Annotated in this window: 14 protein-coding genes; 8 read left to right on the forward strand and 6 right to left on the reverse strand. The window is 62.2% G+C overall.

The genetic code is table 11. The features are described 5' to 3' along the window. The first annotated feature begins 175 nt into the window (after positions 1-175). Both KTT_RS22940 and glyA read left to right on the forward strand, forming a co-directional pair. Positions 176-4,249, forward strand: a complete 4,074-nt coding sequence (locus KTT_RS22940; RefSeq protein ID WP_126598611.1) for a non-ribosomal peptide synthetase — start codon at positions 176-178, stop codon at positions 4,247-4,249. Next, entirely contained in the window at positions 4,242-5,582 is a 1,341-nt protein-coding gene (glyA, locus tag KTT_RS22945) for a serine hydroxymethyltransferase (RefSeq protein ID WP_126598613.1), read from the forward strand. Before KTT_RS22940 ends, glyA begins: the two co-directional genes overlap by 8 nt. Positions 5,583-5,641: 59 nt before the next feature. On the opposite strand, the gene KTT_RS22950 is transcribed toward glyA, so the two are convergent. From KTT_RS22950 to KTT_RS22960, 3 genes are read right to left on the reverse strand one after another with little or no spacing between them, the layout of a single operon-like run. After that, positions 5,642-10,570 carry an HAD-IC family P-type ATPase gene (locus KTT_RS22950; protein ID WP_235845805.1) on the reverse strand — a complete coding sequence of 1,643 codons (4,929 nt, stop codon included), beginning with the start codon at positions 10,568-10,570 and terminating at the stop codon, positions 5,642-5,644. A 26-nt stretch (positions 10,571-10,596) separates the two neighbouring features. Continuing rightward, a complete protein-coding gene (locus KTT_RS22955; protein WP_126598615.1) occupies positions 10,597-10,971 on the reverse strand; it encodes a hypothetical protein in 375 nt (124 codons plus the stop codon). Beyond that, positions 10,968-11,300 (reverse strand): hypothetical protein, encoded by a 333-nt coding sequence (locus KTT_RS22960; RefSeq protein WP_126598617.1) that lies wholly within the window; start codon positions 11,298-11,300, stop codon positions 10,968-10,970. Before KTT_RS22960 ends, KTT_RS22955 begins: the two co-directional genes overlap by 4 nt. Positions 11,301-11,692: 392 nt before the next feature. Here KTT_RS22960 and KTT_RS36245 point away from each other — a divergent pair, with 392 nt between their 5' ends. The 3 genes from KTT_RS36245 to KTT_RS22970 all read left to right on the forward strand — a co-directional run bounded on the left by KTT_RS36245 (position 11,693) and on the right by KTT_RS22970 (position 12,754). Continuing rightward, positions 11,693-11,842, forward strand: a complete 150-nt coding sequence (locus KTT_RS36245; protein ID WP_160146062.1) for a hypothetical protein — start codon at positions 11,693-11,695, stop codon at positions 11,840-11,842. 307 nt (positions 11,843-12,149) lie between these two features. After that, positions 12,150-12,389, forward strand: coding sequence for a hypothetical protein (locus tag KTT_RS22965; RefSeq protein WP_126598619.1), 240 nt, complete (start codon positions 12,150-12,152; stop codon positions 12,387-12,389). Positions 12,390-12,394: 5 nt separating this feature from the next. Continuing rightward, positions 12,395-12,754 carry a hypothetical protein gene (locus tag KTT_RS22970; protein ID WP_126598621.1) on the forward strand — a complete coding sequence of 120 codons (360 nt, stop codon included), beginning with the start codon at positions 12,395-12,397 and terminating at the stop codon, positions 12,752-12,754. A gap of 83 nt (positions 12,755-12,837) precedes the next feature. Here the strand turns inward: KTT_RS22970 and KTT_RS22975 are convergent, their stop codons facing one another. From KTT_RS22975 to KTT_RS22985, 3 genes are all read right to left on the reverse strand, one after another. Then, positions 12,838-13,797: a phosphotransferase family protein gene (locus KTT_RS22975; protein WP_218030967.1), complete on the reverse strand. Its 960-nt coding sequence runs from the start codon at positions 13,795-13,797 to the stop codon at positions 12,838-12,840. A gap of 215 nt (positions 13,798-14,012) precedes the next feature. Next, the gene (locus KTT_RS22980; protein ID WP_126598623.1) at positions 14,013-14,744 is read right to left on the reverse strand and encodes a DUF1361 domain-containing protein; all 732 of its coding nucleotides are present in this window, start codon (positions 14,742-14,744) and stop codon (positions 14,013-14,015) included. Positions 14,745-14,906: 162 nt separating this feature from the next. Then, on the reverse strand, positions 14,907-15,620 hold the full coding sequence (locus KTT_RS22985) for a class I SAM-dependent methyltransferase (protein ID WP_160146063.1): 714 nt from the start codon (positions 15,618-15,620) through the stop codon (positions 14,907-14,909). 389 nt (positions 15,621-16,009) lie between these two features. Here KTT_RS22985 and KTT_RS22990 point away from each other — a divergent pair, with 389 nt between their 5' ends. The 3 genes from KTT_RS22990 (at position 16,010) to KTT_RS23000 (ending at position 19,477) form a co-directional block, all read left to right on the forward strand. Continuing rightward, positions 16,010-17,173, forward strand: a complete 1,164-nt coding sequence (locus KTT_RS22990; RefSeq protein WP_126598627.1) for a hypothetical protein — start codon at positions 16,010-16,012, stop codon at positions 17,171-17,173. Positions 17,174-17,181: 8 nt separating this feature from the next. Continuing rightward, a complete protein-coding gene (locus KTT_RS22995) occupies positions 17,182-17,778 on the forward strand; it encodes a hypothetical protein (protein ID WP_126598629.1) in 597 nt (198 codons plus the stop codon). 499 nt (positions 17,779-18,277) lie between these two features. Next, positions 18,278-19,477: a cytochrome P450 gene (locus KTT_RS23000; protein WP_126598631.1), complete on the forward strand. Its 1,200-nt coding sequence runs from the start codon at positions 18,278-18,280 to the stop codon at positions 19,475-19,477. Positions 19,478-19,662 lie beyond the last annotated feature (185 nt).

A 19,662-nucleotide genomic window follows, 5' to 3' on the forward strand; every position in this document is an offset into this window, starting at 1 on the left:
CGCCCGCTACGCGGGCGAGAGGGGGAGGAGTTGCCGGGGGCACAGCCCCCGCGCCCCCAGTCAAGGGGCTAGCCGCCCCTTGCATCCCCGCTCCCCCATCAAATGAACTTTGACAGAGCAATACGGGGGCGTTTCGTGTTTTCCGGTATCGTAATTATAATCCAGGGGGTGCAGTGTGACAGATTTAGCCAGGCGACTCGCCAGCCTCTCGCCGGAGCAGCGGGCTATGCTGGAGCAGAGGCTCCAGCAGAAGCAGCGCGCCGCGCAGCCCGAGCCGACCATTGCCGCGCGCGGACAGGACAGCGGGCCGCTCCCGCTCTCATTTGAGCAGCAGCGGCTCTGGTTTACCGACCAGCTCGCGCCGGGCAACGCGGCCTATAACTCGCCGCTGGCGCTGCGGCTGCTCGGCGAGCTTGACAGTGCGGCTCTTCACCGCGCGCTCAAAGAGATCGTGCGCCGGCACGAGGTCCTCAGAACCTCCTTCGGCGTCCATGAGGATGGGCAGCCGGTGCAGCTTATTAACCCGGATGTGGAGCTGCCGCTGCCGATCAATGATCTGCGTGACCTCCCTGAGGCAGAACGCACGGCCGAGGCCTATCGGCTGGCCTGCGAGGAGGCGCAGCGCCCCTTTGATATCGTGCGCGGGCCCATCGTGCGCGCGCGCCTGCTGGCTCTGGGCGAGCGCGAGCATGTCCTGGTGCTGGCCTTCCATCATATAGCTGTGGATGCCTGGTCGATTGTAATCTTCTTCCGCGAGCTGGCGGCCCTTTACGATGCCTATCGGCAGCAGCGCCAGTTGGAGCTACCGCCGCTGGCGCTGCAGTACGCCGACTACGCGCTCTGGCAGCGTCAGACCCTGCGTGGTCCCCGCCTGGAGGAACTGCTCGGCTACTGGCGCGAGCACCTGTCTAACCTGCCCACCCTGCGCCTGCCGACCGACCGCCCGCGCCAACCGGGTCCCTCATCAGAGGGCGTGAAGCGTACCATACTACTGCCCGCCAGCCTCAAAGAGCGGCTACGCGCGATCGGCCAGCGGAATCAGGCTACCCTGTTCATGGTGCTGCTGACCGGTTTCCAGATCCTGCTCACGCGCTACAGCGGCCAGGAAGAGATCGTGATCGGTACCTCGGTCGCGGGCCGCTCGCGGCGCGAGCTAGAAGACCTGATCGGCTTCTTTATCAATATGCTCGTCCTGCGCACCGAGCTGCCAGCATCGCTGACATTCAACGAGGCCCTGCAGAGGGTGCGCGCCGAGTGCCTGCGGGCCTATGCCCACCAGGATCTGCCCTTTGAACGGCTGGTGCAGGAGCTGCATCCTGAGCGCGATCCGGGACGCATGCCGCTGTTCCAGGTATTGTTCCAGAGTGTCGAGAGCGTAGGCGATGGGGGTGGCAGCTTTCCGGGCCTCGACCTGGAGCCCTTCGCCCTGCAGACCGGAACCTCAAAGTTCGATCTCCTGGTCAGCGTCCGTGAGCCGGGCGACGAGATCAGCATCGAGTTCGAATACAACACCGCGCTCTTCAATGTCGGAACCATTGAGCGCATGCTCAACCACTATCAGACGCTGCTCGTACGGCTGGCATCCCGGCCCGAACAGCGCATCCAGAACGTGCCGCTATTGACCGAAGAGGAGCGGCGCGTGGCCGTCGAGGACTGGAACCAGACGCAGACGGCGTATCCCACCGACCGCTGCCTGCACCAGTTGTTCGAGGAGCAGGCGCGGCGACAGCCACGGGCCGTAGCCGTGAGCTATGAAGAGCAAGAGCTGAGCTATGCCAGTCTCGATGCCCGGGCGAACCAGCTGGCCCACTATCTGCAACGGTTGGGGGTGGGTCCTGATGTTATCGTAGGCCTGTGCGTCGAGCGCTCCATCGAGATGGTCGTCGGCATCCTGGGTATCCTCAAGGCCGGTGGCGCCTACGCGCCGCTTGATCCCAATTATCCCCGCGAGCGGCTGGCCTTTATGCTCGGCGAGACCCGCGCCCCCGTTGTGCTGACACAGCAGAGGCTGCTGACCAATCTACCTGAGCAAAGCGGGCTGGTCGTCTGCCTGGACGCCGACTGGAAGCGGATCGAGGCTGAACCCCAGACACCTCCGGTATCGGGTGTCGGCCCGAGGCACCTGGCCTACGTGATCTCTACCTCCGGGTCAACCGGGACGCCCAAAGGTATCGCCATCCAGCACCAGGGCGTTGTCAACAATATCACCGACCTCAATCGCCGCTTCAACGTTGGGCCCGACGATAGCGTGCTGGGCCTGTCGTCGCTGAGTTTTGACATGTGTGTCTACGAGGTGTTGGGACTGCTCGCCGCTGGCGGCACGCTGGTCTTGCCGCCGCTGGCCGCCGCCAAAGATCCCGCCTGCTGGGCCGATATGCTCGTACGCAAGCGCGTCACGCTCTGGAACTCCGCCCCCTCGCTGCTGGTGCTGCTGGCCAACCACTGCGAACAGCTGGGGATCGCGCCCCTACCTCTGCGGCTGGCCCTGCTGGGAGGCGACTGGGTGCCTGTGAGCCTGCCGGAACGGCTCAAAGCGCTGGCGCCGGGAATCGAGTTCATCACCATGGGTGGAGCGACCGAAGCCTCGATCCACTCGATCATCTACCCGGTAGAGGAGACCGATCCAGGCTGGAAGAGCATCCCCTATGGGCGTCCGATGGCCAATCAGGAGGCATACATCCTCGATGCCAACGCGCAACTGGTCCCGATCGGAGTGGCGGGTGAGCTGCATCTTGGCGGCGCCGGACTGGCGCGCGGCTACCTCAATCAGCCCGCCTTGACAGCCGAGAAGTTTGTGCCGCACCCCTTCAGTCGGCAGCCGGGCCAGCGGCTCTACAAGACCGGCGACCTGGCGCGCTACCGTGAGGACGGCGTGATCGAGCTGCTGGGGCGCATGGATTTCCTGGTCAAGATCCGTGGCCTGCGCATCGAGCTCGGCGAGATTGAGGCCACGCTGAAGCAGCATGCCGCCGTGCGCGAGGCGGTCGTCGTTGTGCGCGAGGACCATGCCGGCGACAGACAGCTGGTCGCCTATATCGTCGTCCCCGAGGGAGAGGCGCAGCCGCAGCCGGTGGAACTGCGCGCCCTGGTAAAGGGCCGCCTACCCGAATATATGCAGCCGGCGGCCTATGTCTTTCTGGCGCGGCTGCCGCTCTCGCCGAACGGCAAGGTTGACCGCAAGGCCCTGCCGGCGCCCGATCAGGCGCAGCGCCAGCCGCGTCAGGATATCGTGCCGCCCGCCGACGAGCTTGAGCGCCGGCTCACCCGCATCTGGTCGGACGTGCTGGGCATCGAACAGATCAGCGTGACCGACAACTTTTTCGAGCTGGGCGGAGACTCCTTCAAGGCCATTCGCGCCGCCCGGGCGTGCAGCGAGACCCTGCCCCTGATCGACTTTTTCACCCACGCCACGATTCGTGAGCTGGCTGCTCACCTGCGCCGGTCAACTACCGCCGCCTCGACGCATCTGCTCTACGAGCTCATGGGACGGCAGGACGAGGCCCAACTCTCACTGGTCTGTGTGCCGTATGGAGGGGGCAACGTCGTGGCCTATCAAACGCTGGCCAACAGTCTGCCACCGGGATATCGCCTCTACTCGGTCGCCCTGCCGGGACACGACTTCGCGCGGCGCGAGGAGCCTCTGCTGCCGTTAGAAGAGGTCGCGCATGCCTGTGTCGAGGAGATCGTCCAGACCGTCGGCAAGCGACCGCTGGCGCTCTACGGCCAGTGCGCGGGCGTCGCCCTGACGATTGAGATCGCCCGCCTGCTGGAAGAGCGAGGCCACGAGCTCGCGGCCGTCTACCTGGGCGCGGCCCTGCCGGATCGCCAGCCCACGCGTTCCATCGAAATGGGCCGCGAGGTCCCCGACGACGAGCTGCTGGAGTGGCTGCAGTACCTGGGAGGATTTGAAGATCTCTTCGAGAGCGACGATACGCGCTTTATTCTCAACGCCGTACGCCACGACCTGCTCAACGCCGCCGAATATTACAGGCGCGCCTACGAGGCGCCCGCTGCCCGGCTGCGGGCGCCCGTAACGTGCATCGTTGGCAGCGAGGATGCCGCGACCCGTGAATACAGCCAGCGCTACCGCGAATGGGAATATTTTGGTGCGGCGGTCAACCTGCAGGTGATCGAGGGGGCCCGGCACTACTTTGTCAAACACAATGCTAGCGAGCTAGCGGAAATTATCTATCGCGCCACCCCGATTGGGGGAGCGGACCAGCACACCGATGGAGGCCAGCATGACTGAACGAATATTAGAGGACTTCTTACAGAAGGGTGTTGAGGTCCTGAGGGAGGAAGATCCCCTGCTTGAGGGGCTGCTGGCGCGTGAGCACCAGCGCCAGCTGAACACCCTGACCCTGGTGGCAGCCTCAAGCATCGCCGATCCATCGATCTTTGCCTGCCTGGGATCGGCCATCGGGAACCTCACCACCGAAGGCTATCCATCCAGGCGCTTCCACGGCGGCTGCTCAATCGCTGACGAGATCGAGTGCCTGGCCATCGAGCGCGCCAAAATCGCCTTTGGCGCGCGCTACGCCAACGTACAGCCGCACTCCGGAACGAGCGCGAACCAGATCGTAATCGGCAGCCTGCTCAGTCCTGGCGCGCGCATCATGGGGCTGGGGCTCAACTCCGGTGGGCACCTCTCGCACGGCTCGCCGGCCTCGCTGACCGGGCAGTGGTTTGAGGCCATTGAATATCACGTCGGCCAGGACAACTGGCTCGATTACGACGAGGTGCGCCGCCTGGCCCTGCGGACGCGCCCCGACCTGATCGTCGCGGGCGCGAGCGCGTATCCACGCAGCATCGACTTCGCCCGTTTTCGCGCCATCGCTGACGAGGTGGGCGCCTACCTGCTGGCCGACATCTCGCACATCTCCGGTCTCGTGGCCGCCGGCGAGCACCAGAGTCCCATCGACCACGCCCACTTCACCACCACCAGCACCTACAAGCAGCTCTACGGTCCGCGTGGCGGCCTGATCCTGATGGGGAAGGACCACGAGCAGCTTTCGTCCGATGGGCGCACCACGCTGTCCCAGCGGCTGCAGAAGGCCACCTTCCCCTTCTTTCAGGGCACACCCAGCCTCAACACGATTGCCGCCAAGGCGCGCGCCCTGGGCATGGTCGCCACGCCACCCTTCAAACTGCTGGCGCGCCGCGTGGTCGAGAACGCGCGGGCGCTGGCGCGTGAGCTCAAAGCGCGTGGCTATGATGTGCTTACCGGAGGGACCGACAACCACATGGTCCTCTTGAACATCGCCAGCAGTGGCCTGACCGGTATCGTCGCCGAGCGCGCCCTGGAAGAGTGCGGCATCGTCGTCAACAAGAACCGCATCCCCGGCGACACCCGGTCCGCCCTCGTCACCAGTGGTCTGCGTCTGGGCAGCAACGGCGTCGCCGCGCGCGGCATGTACATAGAAGAGATGAGCATCTGCGCCGAGCTGATCGACCGCGTCCTCTCATCCGTTCAGCAGCTCGACGAGCGCCACTACACCCTGGACGAGCACATCAGGGCCGAGGTCAGCGCGCATGTGCAAGAACTCTGCACGCAGTTCCCCATCTCTGGCTACGCGGGATGAGCGCATCCAAAAATCGGCCGCGAGGCCCGAACGTATGGCTGCGGTCAGGCCCACGCGAGCTATGCTCGCGCGGGCGCTGGCTGGACGTGGGGGTGGGGATGGCTGGTGAGGAGGTTGGTTTGGGAGAGCAGGCTGTTGAGGAGGACGGCTGAGAGCGCACTGGCTCCGGTGAGCAGCAGGGCGGATGGCGAGAGGGCGACGAGGCTGAGCAGGCGGCGCAGCGGTGGGATGGTGAAGGCGGCCAGCAGGACGCCGAGCGAGCCGCCGACGGCTCCCAGCACGGGACGCGTCAGGTGGCCTTCGGAGCGGCCGGCCATCAGGGTCTGGGCCAGCTGGGTGGTGACGATGCTGGCGAAGGCGACCGAGCGGGCCGCGGGGAGCGAGTTGAGGCCGCGCGTGAGCAGGTAGGCGGCCAGGGAAGGGACGGTCGTGGCCAGCCCCCGGCGCAGGATCTCATTGCGCAGGGGGGCGTCCAGGGCGGCCGCGCCCTCGCGGCGCAGCTGCGTCAGGTTCCGGTGTTCGGGTTGCTGCAGGATCACGGCCAGCGCGGGCAGCACATCGGTGATCGCGTTGACGGCCAGGATCTGGGCCACCGTGAGCGGCATGCCGGTGCCCAGCAGGCTGGCGCCCACCACCAGTCCCAGTTCACCCAGGTTGCCGCCCAGCAGCAGTCCCAGCGAGCGACGCATGTTGCGCCAGAAGCTGCGGCCCTCGACGCAGGCCTGGACCAGCGTCGAGAAATCGTCGTCGGTAATCACCACATCCGCCGTCTGCCGCGCCACCTCGGTGCCGCTCTTGCCCATGGCGATGCCGATGTCCGCCAGCCGCAGGGCGGGCGCATCATTGACGCCATCGCCGGTCATCGCTACCGTATGGCCCTGGCGATGCAGGCTTTCGATGATGCGCAGCTTGTCGAGCGGCGTCGCCCGCGCGATGACGGAGGCGTTTTGCAGCAGCCGATCCAGTTCGCCATTCTGCAGATCCGCGATGGTGGCCGCGTTGAGCACCTCATCATATTCCCCGAGCAAGCCAGCCTCGCGCGCGATGGCGCGGGCCGTCACCGGATGGTCCCCGGTAATCATCACCACGCGTACGCCGGCCTGCTGGCAATGGAGGACCGCTTCCGCCACGGTTGGGCGTAGTGGATCGCTGATGCCTACGAAGCCCAGGGCGGTAAGGTGCTGCGGATCATCGATCCGCGTATCCACCGGACCCTCGGCGACCATCAGTACACGTAGCCCTTTTTCCGCCAGTGCCAGCGAGCGGCTCAGGAGCATGGCCCGACCCGCCTTGTTGAGCTCTTGCTGTCCATCCTCTTGCCAGAAGGCGCAGCGCCCCAGAATCGTTTCCGGCGCGCCCTTGATATAGAGCCTGTTCTGAATCCTGGCAACCGAGAACGAGCGCACTGGATCGAAGGAGAGGTCGACGTCGTGTTTAAGGCTGATCTGCTCCCCCAGGCCGGCCGCGATAGCCCCCTGGACGACGGCGACGTCGGTTGGATGGGCCCGGGCGCCCTGTTCATCGGGATGGGGGCTGGCCAGGGCCGCCGCCAGCACCACGCGTGTCAATTCGGGCGATAGGTGTGGCGACAGCGTGGCCTCCTGGTGCGCATCGGCCACCGTGGTCAGCTGCAGGTGTCCCCGCGTCATCGTGCCCGTCTTGTCGGTGCAGACCACGTCCACGCGACCGAGCGCCTCGACCGAGGAGAGGCGCCGCACCACCGCCCGATGGTTGGCCAGCCGGTGGGCCACGCCGGTCTCCCCCACGCGCGAGAGCAATGGCAATCCTTCCGGCACGCCGGCCAGGGCTACCGTAGCCCCGATGGCCAGGATGCCAGGGAACGACTGCTTCCAGAGCAGTCCCGACGCGATCACCAGGGCGCCCCCGAGCGCCGAAACCGGCAGAAAGACCTTTAGCATCCGGCTCAGGCGCGTGCCCAGCGGATTGAGTTGCTGGCTCTCTTCCATCAGCGCCAGCCTGGTTGCCCCCATGCGTGTCTTGCCGCCCACCGCCACTACCACCGCGTGCGCTGTACCGGAGAGCACGTTGCTGCCATCCAGCACGATGCGGTCGCTGTCGCTGCCTCCCGTCACCACTTTTCTGACCGGGAACGACTCGCCGGTGAGCGCGGCCTCATCCACCTCCAGGTTCAGTGACTCGATGATGCGGGCGTCGGCCGCGATGCGATCTCCCGAGGCCAGCAACAGGATATCGCCGGGCACAACCTCATCGGCAGGGATGGTCTTCTCCTGATTGTCGCGCAGCACGCGGGCCTGCGACACGCCGATCTGGCGCAGGGCCTCCGCCACCTGATTGGCCTTGCGCTCCTGCCAGACGCTGATCACGGTGTTGGCGACAATAGTGGTGCTGATGAGGACGACGTCACCGATCGAGCCAAAGACGAGGGAGAGCGCGGCCCCCGCCGCCAGGATACCGGTCAGCGGGGAACGCAGCTGTTCCATGATCGCCGCGCCCAGCGCGTTCTTCTGTTTGAGGGACGGCGCGGCGCGCCGGCGCTCATTGGCCTGCCTCTTTGTTAGTCCCCTGCGGCTACTATGCAGCGCCTCCAGCACCTCGTCAACGTCCTGTCGTCCCCAGCGCTCTGGCTGTGGATCGACCAGCCTCGTAATGGTCGCCTGCGTACGCCGGCCGCCGCGTAGCCGCAGCCAGCCATCGGCCAGGGCCGCCAGGGAGGTCGCGTAGACGACGCGCGAGGCGGTCCTGACCGCCGGCATGCCGCGCACGCCCCAGGCCATGCCAACGATGGAAGAGAGAACCGAGAGGACCACCGAGTCGCGCACGGTAGCGTCGCGCCTGGCTCCCGCCTCGACGATCGCCGCCACCGCCGCCAGGTCCGGGGCCAGCAGATCCGCCCGCGCCTGAAAGCGGCTGCGATCATCGCTCAGCCCGATCGCCAGGTCGCAGGCGGCGAAGCCCGCCATCGCCGACACGTTATCCGAGACGAACGCGACTATCTCCCCCCGCCGCTGCCGTTCCGCGATGACGTCGAGGGCGGAACCAGTTTCGATCAGGTCGATATGCGCCCGGCGGGCCAGCGCGCGCAGCACCAGCTCATCCCCCTGGGACAGCAAGGCCAGCCCGACCCCGGCGCGCTGGCAGGCCTCCACCAGCGTCGTGACCTCCGGAGAGAGGCATGGCCGCAGCGCGAAGAGTGCCAGTGGCCGCTGCTCGCGCTCGCGCCGCAGGACCAGGACATAGTTGCCGCGCTGGCGCAGCGAGGCGGCCTCCGGCAGAGACTGCCAATCCTCTATTGGTCCCAGGGTGTAGGTGATATCCTCGATGGTGGCGCGCGCGCTCCTGCTATCGAAGCTCCCCCCGGTGGCCGAGATCATGCGGGCTGCGCGGAAGATAGTTCCCCATGGTGAACCGGAGGCCGCGCTGATGCCAGCCGCCATCATCAATGCCTCTGCCGCCTCCAGGTCTTCGCTCAGCGACAGCGCGTTGGTAAGCTCAAGCCGCTCGCTGAGTAGGCGCGCGTTATCCAACAGCAGCAGGTGGGGACGACGGATGCTCCTGCCGGGTCGCGTGCCCACCACCGTCACACCGGCGCGCAACACATACGCATTGGCATGCAGTTCCGAGCTATCGATCCCGATAGTGGCTGTGCGCGGATTGACGAGCAAGAGGGCCGTGAATGCCTGTCCCAGCGAGCCTGTGAGCAGGCCAGTCAGAGCGGCGTAGGCCAGCGAGACGGGAGCCTGGATGCGCTGATAGTGATCGTAGAGCGTTGGGGAGGGTGGTTCGCCGCGTCGCTGCGGTGTAAAGCGCTTAAATGATTTCTCGCCGCTGAGCTGTACCACAAATGGACCTCCATAGAGACGCGCTCCGGGCGGCACCGACGAGCCTGGATAGGCGGGCAGCGGCATCCCATCGAGTCCAATCGCCGTCCCCATGCCTTCGAGCACCTGCGCCTTCAGGGGCACACACTCGTCGCTCTCCATGCGCAGGCGCGCGTTGGCCCGCGCCGAAGGAGCCTGGGCCACGCGCTTCTCATGAGCCCGCCAGGCCGCGCGCCGCGCTTGCACCTCCGTAAAGAGACGCAGCGACTCGCCCCCGGCGACCGCCAGACCCAGTGGACTGCTCGACAGCGTCAGCAGGATGATATTGGGGATAGAGAAGAGCAGATCGGCCACAGAGCGCCCAAACGCGCGACGCATCCCGTGGCGCACAGGTGGGAAGCCCTGCAGCAGACCGATGACGCCCGCGGCATACGCGGCCGTCCCCGCGCCAGGTAGCGGCTCCTGCTGGCCAATGAAGCGCCGGACGGCCAGAAAGCCCAGACCCAGGCCCGTACCCAGCATGCGTGTCACACTCTGGATCAGAGGAGTGGGATCGAGCGGATAGGCCGGCCGATCCTCACCGACCAGCTCGGGCAGCTCCATGTCGGCCACCTCCGAGATCAGGTCTTCCAACTGCTCCTCGTGCTCCGTAAACTCTACCAGCACGCGACCGGTCAGGGGATTGGCGCGCGCGCGCACCCCCGGACGCCTCTCCAACTGCTCCACTACCCGGCTCGCCAGCTCTGGATCGCGGTCCAGCCCGCGCACCGCAATGCGCGCCCGCACCGTTTTCCCCTCCTTCTCGTGGACGACTGGAGGCGGCTCGGGCTCGGCTGGCCGCGCATTAATCTGCTCCAGATCAAGCGCCTGGACGGCCTGCAGGATGGACTGCTCGCTCTGAACAGTGGGATCAAAGAGCACCAGTATATTGCCGGTGACCGGATTGGCCTGAACCCGCTCGACACCTGGCAACTGCTGCAGCTGCATCTCAACGTGGCGCCTCCCCTGTCCCGACCAGTCCGGCACATGGACGCGCACCCGGCCCGTTATAGTATGCAGCACATCAATCGTTCCCGCTACGCTCATGGCAATCACCCCACCCTTCTCGAGTACATCGATCAGCCGCTCTCTGTTGCGTTTCAAGAGCATGATAGATTGGCTCAGACAAACGACAGCATCAGTAAACAAGCGAACACTATTATACTATGGCAATTTTACAATTTTTTCCACCGCGCCCGCATATCCTGAGCTTCCATATACATATCTTCGGTATCTTCCCACAGGCGAGCCAGTGTCTTTTGCGTCTGCACCCCGGCCTCCTGGGACCACTGTCCCAGCCGTTCCACCAGCACTTCCGCCCTCTCCATCGTCGGAGGCAACTGACCGCCGGCGGATGCCTGCTTCGTCGTCTCTGAGGTGACGGATGCACCCATCTGGCTGGCTCCATCGCGTAGCGTCTGTGTCGCCTGCAGCAAGCGCCGCGTCGCCAGTCCAACCCAGGTGCCGAGTTGGCCGCCCGCCACGGACGCGATCAGCTCGGCCCGCGCCGCTGCCCCTGGCATCGCTTCATGTTCCCGCGTCTGTGTCATGCGGATTTCCCTCCCGTCGACTTCTTTTTGGTGGTCTTGCGCTGTGGCTCGGCCGCCTCGGGCTCAACCGCCTTTATCTCAGCTTTTTTGGAAGGCTGAGCCGCCTCCTCTTTAACCGCGGTGGCCGCCGCTTTGCCATTGCCTGTTTGCTCGACCCCCTGACGCATACTGCGCGCGAAGGATGTAACGACATCGCCAGCGGTAAGAACGCCGGCTATGCCATACACCAGACCCTTACGCATAGCCTTACGCGCGCCGGGGGAACAGATAGCCGCCGTGATCGCCGCGGTCACCGCAATTTCAGGTTCCACAAAATCCGCAGGTTCCATATTCTTTCTTCCTCTTTTCTTTCTTATAGCTGATAGCCAGGAAATATGTATGATAGGAATAGTCTACAGAAAAGGACAAATACCCATTCCTACCCTGGGGTGGCGTCTTACTGCCAGGAGATTCGCCCAGGCCTTCACACCTGTCGTATTCAAGGGGTTATTTTGTATAGTGATGCGGCGGGCGTGCATCCGCCCGCCGCATCACCAGGTACAACCAGTTACAATTATCTTGCCTGTATTTATAATCGCTAAATTAACATATATTTAACTTAGCCTTAACAATAGGAGAGTAAAATGGCGAGTGAATGAAGAGACTATATATTGTGGGTTACACACCATAATTAAATGATAAATGATATTAAATCGCTTATCACTAGAAAAGGAGCTACTGTATGATCTGGGGTATCATTTTCGAGTTTCTGATGAAACTCCTCATTGATCTGCTGACGGACCTGGTTATGAAGCTGGCGATGGCAGCGTTTTCCGCTATTCTCAATGCCATGATCTCCCAACCCCGCTCCTCGCAGATAAGTCTTGCTTAGTAGCTAGAATGCAAACGCGAGCAAGCGTTTCTGTCACTGCGCGCTTTTTCCCTCTGTGTGAAGAGGCTCTTTCACCTTTTTTGGGCCTTCGGCCCCTCCCCTCATGATGAATTTTGTGGGTCTCTCCCTCTTTCAGCGGTGTATCTTTTTTGGTCACGAATGCGTGTGGGCAGTATCTGTTTTTAATCACGCGTGGCAGAGCATCATGTGTAGCCAGAGCTCTCCTTGGAGGGGAGGGACGGTGATGCTCGTCTTTCGGCTAAAATATCTGGACCGATTGATTATCCGATGAAAGGAGTGGCAGACTATGGAGCCCGAAGATTTTGTGGAGCCTGAAATTGCCGTGACCGCCGCCGTGGTCGCCGTCATCTTCTCTCCGCGTGCGCGCAAACTTATTCGCCAGGGTCTGGTATATGGAACGGCCGGAGTGCTGATGGCGGGCGATGCCATTAACTCCTTCGCTCGTAGTGTCGGTCGCAGTTTTGAACAGACTCAGCGAGGTGCCGGCGCCCATCCGGCGACGGCTGCTAAGGGGTCAGGAGGGTAGCGCTGATGGGTCGTGTACCAGAAGTAGAACGGGCCGAGCAGATACTCGACCGGGTAGGGGAGCGTATCGGGGCTCTGGCCGCCCGCTCCACCCGGCGTGTGCAGCAGTTTGGCACGCAGCTGCGTGCCAGGGGTGGTCCCGAGACGAAGAAGAAGAAGCCCTCCGCGCGCAAGCGGCCTGCCGGCCAGCAGCAGATGAAAAGGGCTGAGGCCGCGCTGGATACCCTGCAAGAGCGGCTCTCGTTTGTAGCGGGCGTGACCGAGCTGCAGTTCCGGCGCACCGCCTCTCGTGTTCGTGAAGGGACGGAGGATATTATGGCCGAGGCCCAGAATATCCGTCACCATCCGCCGTCCCCCAAACCGTAGGTGCGCCCCTTGCGGGCGCTTCCCGCCGTCCCCCAAACCGCGTAGGTGCGCCCCTTGCGGGCGCTTCCCGCCTCGCCTCATGATTAAAGCCGGGCAAGGGCGCGGGTGATGAACCAGTGGTGGCCGGCCTGGAGCCTGCGTTCTTTGTCGGGATCGGCGATCCAGGTGGAGAGCTGACCGGCCGGCCGCAGGGCGGCGCAGAGGTCCCAGACAGGGAGATTGCTGTAGTCGATGGTTCGCAGCACCTGGTAGCACCGCGTAAACTCCTCCATCGCCTCGCGGCCGAAGGCCCACAGGATCTCCAGGCGGCTATTGCCCAGATCGGCCAGCGGATCGCCCAGGGCGGCGTCCTCCCAGTCGACAACGGCGGCGAGTTGTCCATCTTGCCACAGCATGTTGCCGGGCCAGAAGTCACCATGGAGTAATGCAGGTGGATTGTGTTGCAGTGGAGGCCATATGGCGTTCAGTGCATCCCGGATGCGTCCCTCGCTGAGCGTGACATCGAGCGCAGCGGGTGGGGTCTGCAGCCGCTCACTCCAGATCTGCTGCATATCCGGCAGAAAGGAGAGGTTCAGCCGCGCGGCGTCGAGCGCGTGGATACTGGCCAGGTGGGCGGCCATCTGTGGGATAGGCGCGGGAGCCTGCGCGGGCGCCAAGATCGTTTCGCCCTCGACGTACTCGATGACCACGTAAGGCGTCGCGAAGATCTCGCCCGATTGATCGAGGTAGTATGGCTCCGGCACCGCCAGACCGGCGTTGTGCAGCGCGCGCAGCAGCCTGAACTCATCGGCCGCGATCTGTGGGTTGCGCCGCAGATCATTCGCCCCATGCCGGCGCACGATCATCTTTTTCATCTCTCCAGCAGCCAGCCGCGCCTCCAGCACCGTCACCTGTGCCGATACGCCACCCTTGAGTTCTCGACTATCCAGCAACGTGCCCACAGGATCGATCTTCTTCACTACGCGGGCAAATAAATTGTTGTCCAGAGGGGTGGTCATATTTTCTTTTTTCCTCGTTACATTGTAGGTAATTGAATTGTGCACAATTCAATTGCGCGCTTTACAGCGCACATTTTTTATCGTATCACCTACCTGCATCTGCTGTGTTTTTTCTTGTTGCGTTGTGTCCAATTCGATTGCGCGCAATCGAATTGGACACTGCCTATGTGTGTTTTTTTATGGCTATCCCTCCCTACCCTGGCATATATCTTCTCGTTTCCTGGCCCGCAGATCTGTCATGTCGTACCGCCATCGGGCATCTACCGTGGCAGGGACGGGTACTGGCGGATCAGCGTTTCCAGCGCCCAGATGATCGGGGTGACGGCGCTATAGAGGAAGACGTAGAAGGCGAGCAGGAAGACGGTGAAGAGGACCGAGAACAGCAGCAGGCTGCGCGCCTTCTGCCGGTCTTTGAACACGCTTAGGACGTGGCGCGCCAGCCCCAGCGGGTTGATCAGGACATCCCAGCTATTGAAGCGCAGGAAGCGACCGATGTAGATGCCGACGTTGGAGAGGAAGAGATAGACGATGAAGATCAGCCAGGAGAAGGCCGGAGGCAGATAGAGGTCCAGCATGCGATGAACCAGGAGCAGCGAGAAGCTCCCCAGCAGTACTCCACACAGGGCCAGCGACAGGATCACGATGGTATCAAACCAGAAGGGGACCGTGTTGACCTCTTCTTTCAGGTGGTGGAACTCGGTGACCAGGTAGGTGGAATTGGGGAAGAAGACAAACCAGATACAGAGCAGCAGAATGACCAGCCACAACTGGGAGGAGCCAGCGCTTAGAAAGAAGAACAGCGCCAGGCTGACGCAGACGATGGGGATCCAGGCCAGAAAAAGGTTGAGCAGCATCGGCTTATAGAGCGGGTAGGGATAGATTCTGGCGCGCGCGAATAGCAGACTGATAGTGAGCAGGGAAAAGAGCACGACACTTCCCAGCATCGGCACCAGTAGCCCTGTCGTGATAATCAGTTCAAAATGTTGGTTCATGCCACGATTTCCTATATTTGCTATAGCAGAGACAAATCAAGTGTATGCATTATAACATGCACACACTTGAATGGTACAGCTAATGCAGGCGGCCTGATCCCTTTTGTGCTGCCTGCATTAGCCTGGCGCCGCATTGATTTGCTTATAGCCGTGGTGTGTGCCTTAAGGCTTGCGGCTGCTCACGATCAGGATGCTGGGGACATCGCTCCAGACAGCTCTGTTGGTGTTGGATGGGGATAGTTGGGGTTCGCTCAGGCGTACAAGCTGCAGGCCGGCAGCGGTGAGTGTGTTGAGATAGGTTGAGAGCGTGCGGTGATATGAGCCGACGCGACCGGGAGGTCCCGGGCGTGTATCGGAGCGCCAGTGTCCCTCCTCAAAGTAGCGTCCGATGGTGCGCACAGTTCCCTCGGCCGTCTCCATTTCTCCTGAGCGAGAGGTATGGTAGCAGGGATGGAGGATAGAGAAGACAAACCAGCCGCCGGGCCGCAGGATGCGCGTGACGCCGTGGAACGTGGGGGCCAGATCCTGGATGTCCATCAGCGCCATAAAGCAGAGCACGCCATCGAACGTGCCGGCCAGTGGTTCATCGAGCTGACGGGCGTCGGCCTGTACATATTCGATGCCGCGTGGATCGGCCTCTTCATGGCGGCGCGCGATGGCCAGCAACTTCGCGGAGAGATCGACACCGACGACGCGGGCACCAGATTGGGCCAGGTAGCGCGCCACGCGGCCCTGGCCGCAGGCAAGATCGCAGATACGCCGTCCGCTGACGTCGCCCATCAGCGCCGCCACCTCGGCAAAGATGGGATCATCCCCCATCGCGGAGGTGCCGATCCATTGATCGTACCACTCGGCGATATCATCATAGGTCTTCATCGCGTAGCCGCCCTTCGTAGATGCATGATAAAACGGTGAGAAGGTAATATGGAATGTTATTTTTATAAGGTATAATAACCATGATAACGAACAGCATAAGTAATTGTCAATATATACGGATAAATCATCCATCGTCGGGGCCAGGCTTGTCCTGGCTTTGGAGCGCCGCGACCCCGCACCAGGGCGTACGACACCTATGATGGGAGATTATGGTGCGATGGTATAAAATGCGGGCGAATCATTGAATCTGTAACAATTCTGCCATATCTTCGTAACACGTTATGGATATGCTTCATTTGTACATATTAATGATAGGCTGTATGTTTAAGGTGTGTATTGTTCAATAAGTTTGCTGCATCAATATAGAGTGAAGCGAAAGGGAATTTCTTATGGCCAGAACTCTGGATGGGAAGACCGTCGTTGGCCGTACTTTATCTCAGGGGCATCTGTTGCGCATGGTGGGAACGATGCGCCTGGTGCTCGGGTTGGTGGCGCTGCTGGGCGCGATCGTTTTTCTAGAGGGGACCAGCTGGGATATTCAGTGGCATACGTTTCTGGGGCGCGACCGCACGTTGATTCCACCGCATATATTGATGCTGAGCGGGGTGGCCATCAGCGGTGTCTCGGGACTGGTAGCGGTTGTATTGGAGAGCGTATGGGCGCGCCGCGACGCGCAGGTGGCTCGTGCCAGTACCTCGTTCGCCAGCGTCTTTTCGGGCTCGCTGGGCGCCTACGTGGTTGGTTTCGCGGCCCTGGACGCGGCGGTGGCTTTCCCACTGGACGCTTACTGGCACGCCCTGTATGGCATCGACGTGGCGATCTGGGCCCCCTTCCACGTGATGTTTGTGGTGGGGATGGGCGTGGTCGCGCTCGGGTCCGCCTATATGTTGGCCTCAGCCGCCAACCTGGCGGCGGGGATCCGTTCCAGGCGTGCCGCGCGCATCGGTGTGATGATCGCGCTGGCCACCGTGCTGGCCATCTTTACCCTGCTGCTGTTTGATTCGCTCACGGTGCAGCGCTCGCTCAACCTTGGCTTTGCCTACTTCAACTTCTTCCCGCTGCTGGCGGGGTTGTTGACCGCCTTTGTGCTGGTGGCGGCGGCCTACGCGCTGCCCTGGCGCTGGTCGGCCACGGCGGTGGCGGGTGTCTACCTGCTGCTGGGTGCCGTCATGGCCGTGTATGTGCAGCCCGCCACGGACTGGCTGGTTGGCGTGGAGCGGTTGACCTATCGCCGGGCGCACCCCCTCACCTCCGCCGTGGCGCTGGAATGGTTTATGGGCCCGCTGCTGACAGCCATCCTGATCGACCTGGTGATGCGGCGCGCCACGCGTAAGCAGTGGTCCAGCGGCAAGCAGGCCCTCTTCCTGACCCTGGCCTGTGCGATCAGTATGTTCCCCATCATGACGCTGCGACCCGCCTTCTTTGTTCTGGTACTGGCGGTTTTAGGTGTGACGGGTTCGTTGATCTCGTTTGTGCCGGGCCTGCTAGTAACCTATATCGGGACGCGACTGGGGCGTAACATTGGCGAATCGATATCCAATCTGGAAAGGTAGCTAGAACGATGCCCAAACCACTACAATTCGCGCTGCTCGGCGTAGGGGTGCTGGCCCTGCTGGCCGTACTGGGAGAACTCGCCTACTCCATTGTCGCCACCACGCATGGCAGCACCCCGGTCAAGGTTGTCAAGGTCAACGCCGGTCCCTATCCCCTGACGGTCAACCTGTATACCTACCCGGCTCATGCCAGCTACGCGCTCCCCTTCTCGATCGAGCCGCAGCGGCCCATCAACGGCACGCTCACCTATGATGTCTCGTCGGTACCGATGCCGGGGGACGTGCCGGCCACCCCGGTGCGCGCCGGACTGAGTTCCGACTCGCGGGTACGCAACGGCATCCAGGGGACCGCCGAGATCACCGTTCAAGGTCTGTGGGAGTTGGACATTACCGTCAATGGTCCGCAGGGCCAGGGTCAGGCCAGCGTGCCGATCGAGGCTACCGCGCCACCCGCGCTACCCACATGGGTCGGCTGGCTGATCGGACTGATCCCTCTCTATGGTTTGACCATCTTCCTGCTCATGCAGCGCGGCCGCCGCAATAAACCCGAACCGCCCACGCCAACCACCACCGAAACCACTGTTTCCTCCACCTCGTCATCGTAGGCGTAAGGCGCGTGACCGGGCACGGAGTCGCTGCGCGACCAGGCCGCGGCAAGCCCGGCACCTACGATGACGATATTAAATATGAATGTATAGATGGGAACCGGTTTATCGGCTGCAAACGTGTTTTCCAAAAAGGGATTATTTGTGTGTCCGTTTTCTGGTGGGGTAGGGTGCGCGGAAGCGCCCCACTCCATGCACCACCAGCAAAAAACAGCGCGGGCTGCGCAGCGAACGCGCGTGTGGAAGCGTTCACATGCCTCCAGGTAATGGGTGTAAGTCCTATTCTTGGCCTCCATTTTGCAAAAAGGGCATTTGTAGGTAGAATAATAGAAGGATGGGCTTGTCGGGTGCGAGCCGCAACTCGTATGCATGACTTTTAACGTGTCTTTCCTCGCTCAGTTATCGCGTGAGCCTGTTGGTGCAAGAGGGCAGGCTTGGTGGCGGATAGGTTGAAGAGGATGTTTTTAAATGCTAAATGCGAAGGCTGAAAGGTTGATCGATGCAACAACAGAATAAACAGGCACAGCCTGCGAGGGCAGTCGGGACTCCTTTTGATGAGATTGGGCAGGGATTTGGCTGGTTCGAGTATATGCGGGCCAATTACCCGGTGTCCCGCGATGAAAATGGCGGCTGGAATATATTCCGCTACGATGATGTGTACCAGGTGATTAATGATCCGGTGACGTTCTCTTCAGAAGACGTGCCAAACTTTTCTCATAACGCCTTTCTGCGCGAGACGATTGTGGCCCTGGACCCACCGGTTCATCGCCGGCTGCGCTACCTGGCCAATCAGGGCTTTACAAAGGCCGCCATAACCCGTATCGCCAACAATGCAATCCCGCTGGCGCAGACATTGTTTGACCAGATGCGTGAGAAGAAGGAGGTTGAGATCGTCTCCGAGTTCACCTTCCCCTTAACGACGCGTGCGATCGCCGTCATGCTTGAGGTGCCGGAGCAGGACTGGCCCCTCGTTGTCCATTGGGTCCGGGGGACGGATAAGGATACTCCTCCAAGGTCGCGTGAGGAGGCCTCGATTGAGCAGAATCGCATGGGGCAACAGGTCTATGATTACTTCAAGGATAAGCTGACCGAACTGCGTCGCCAGCCACATGAAGGGCTTCTCTCCGATTTAATCGCCGCCGATGTCAACGGTGATCGTCTGACCGACGACGAGATCCTGAAGTTCTGCGTCCTGCTCGTGGTAGCGGGTCAGGAGACGGTGCAGAACCTGCTGAACAACGCCCTCTACTGCTTTACCCGTTTTCCCGCTACGCTGGACCACCTGATGCGGCACCATGAAGCGATTCCATCCGCGCTGGAAGAGGTCCTGCGCTACCTGCCGCCGTTCTGGATCAGCGTGCGCCGCACAACCGTCGATACCGTGGTGCGCGGCCAGCACATTCCGGCCAAAGCGATCGTTCAGGCCTGGAACGCGTCCGCCAACCGCGATCCCGAATACTTCCCCGATCCAAATCGTTTCGATATCCTGCGTGAGCCCAACCGCCATCTCACCTTTGGTTACGGCATTCACTTTTGCGTGGGCGCCCCCGTGGCACGGCTGGAATCACGCATGATCTGCCAGATGCTGTTCCAGCAATTCAAAAGTATCGAGCGGGTCTCCAACGATCCCATTCCTATGGGGCCGGGGCCGCTGTACCATGTTGAGTCTATGCGCCTCAGATTTGAGCCGCGCGGCTAATAGGACCTGCTGTAATGTCGTTCAGGGGAGCCTGAGAGCCCCCGCACGGGCGTCCGCCTACGCGGACGCCCTGTGTTTTTGCATGGTGGTGTCAGGCGTGCGCTGGCCGCACGCCTGACACCACCATGCAAAAACATAAAAATCTTATGCGCGCAGCAGGATAAGAGTAGTAAATTCATGTTTTT

This window comes from Dictyobacter aurantiacus (assembly GCF_003967515.1).
In the GTDB taxonomy this organism is placed as follows: Bacteria; Chloroflexota; Ktedonobacteria; order Ktedonobacterales; family Ktedonobacteraceae; genus Dictyobacter; species Dictyobacter aurantiacus.

Excerpts from the sequence above, each read along its gene's own strand:
- KTT_RS22985 (WP_160146063.1), bottom strand. The coding sequence starts at position 15,620 with ATGAAGACCTATGATGATATCGCCGAGTGGTACGATCAATGGATCGGC.
- KTT_RS22955 (WP_126598615.1), bottom strand. The coding sequence starts at position 10,971 with ATGACACAGACGCGGGAACATGAAGCGATGCCAGGGGCAGCGGCGCGG.
- glyA (WP_126598613.1), top strand. The coding sequence starts at position 4,242 with ATGACTGAACGAATATTAGAGGACTTCTTACAGAAGGGTGTTGAGGTC.
- KTT_RS22970 (WP_126598621.1), top strand. The coding sequence starts at position 12,395 with ATGGGTCGTGTACCAGAAGTAGAACGGGCCGAGCAGATACTCGACCGG.
- KTT_RS36245 (WP_160146062.1), top strand. The coding sequence starts at position 11,693 with ATGATCTGGGGTATCATTTTCGAGTTTCTGATGAAACTCCTCATTGAT.
- KTT_RS23000 (WP_126598631.1), top strand. The coding sequence starts at position 18,278 with ATGCAACAACAGAATAAACAGGCACAGCCTGCGAGGGCAGTCGGGACT.
- KTT_RS22965 (WP_126598619.1), top strand. The coding sequence starts at position 12,150 with ATGGAGCCCGAAGATTTTGTGGAGCCTGAAATTGCCGTGACCGCCGCC.
- KTT_RS22990 (WP_126598627.1), top strand. The coding sequence starts at position 16,010 with ATGGCCAGAACTCTGGATGGGAAGACCGTCGTTGGCCGTACTTTATCT.
- KTT_RS22980 (WP_126598623.1), bottom strand. The coding sequence starts at position 14,744 with ATGAACCAACATTTTGAACTGATTATCACGACAGGGCTACTGGTGCCG.
- KTT_RS22995 (WP_126598629.1), top strand. The coding sequence starts at position 17,182 with ATGCCCAAACCACTACAATTCGCGCTGCTCGGCGTAGGGGTGCTGGCC.
- KTT_RS22960 (WP_126598617.1), bottom strand. The coding sequence starts at position 11,300 with ATGGAACCTGCGGATTTTGTGGAACCTGAAATTGCGGTGACCGCGGCG.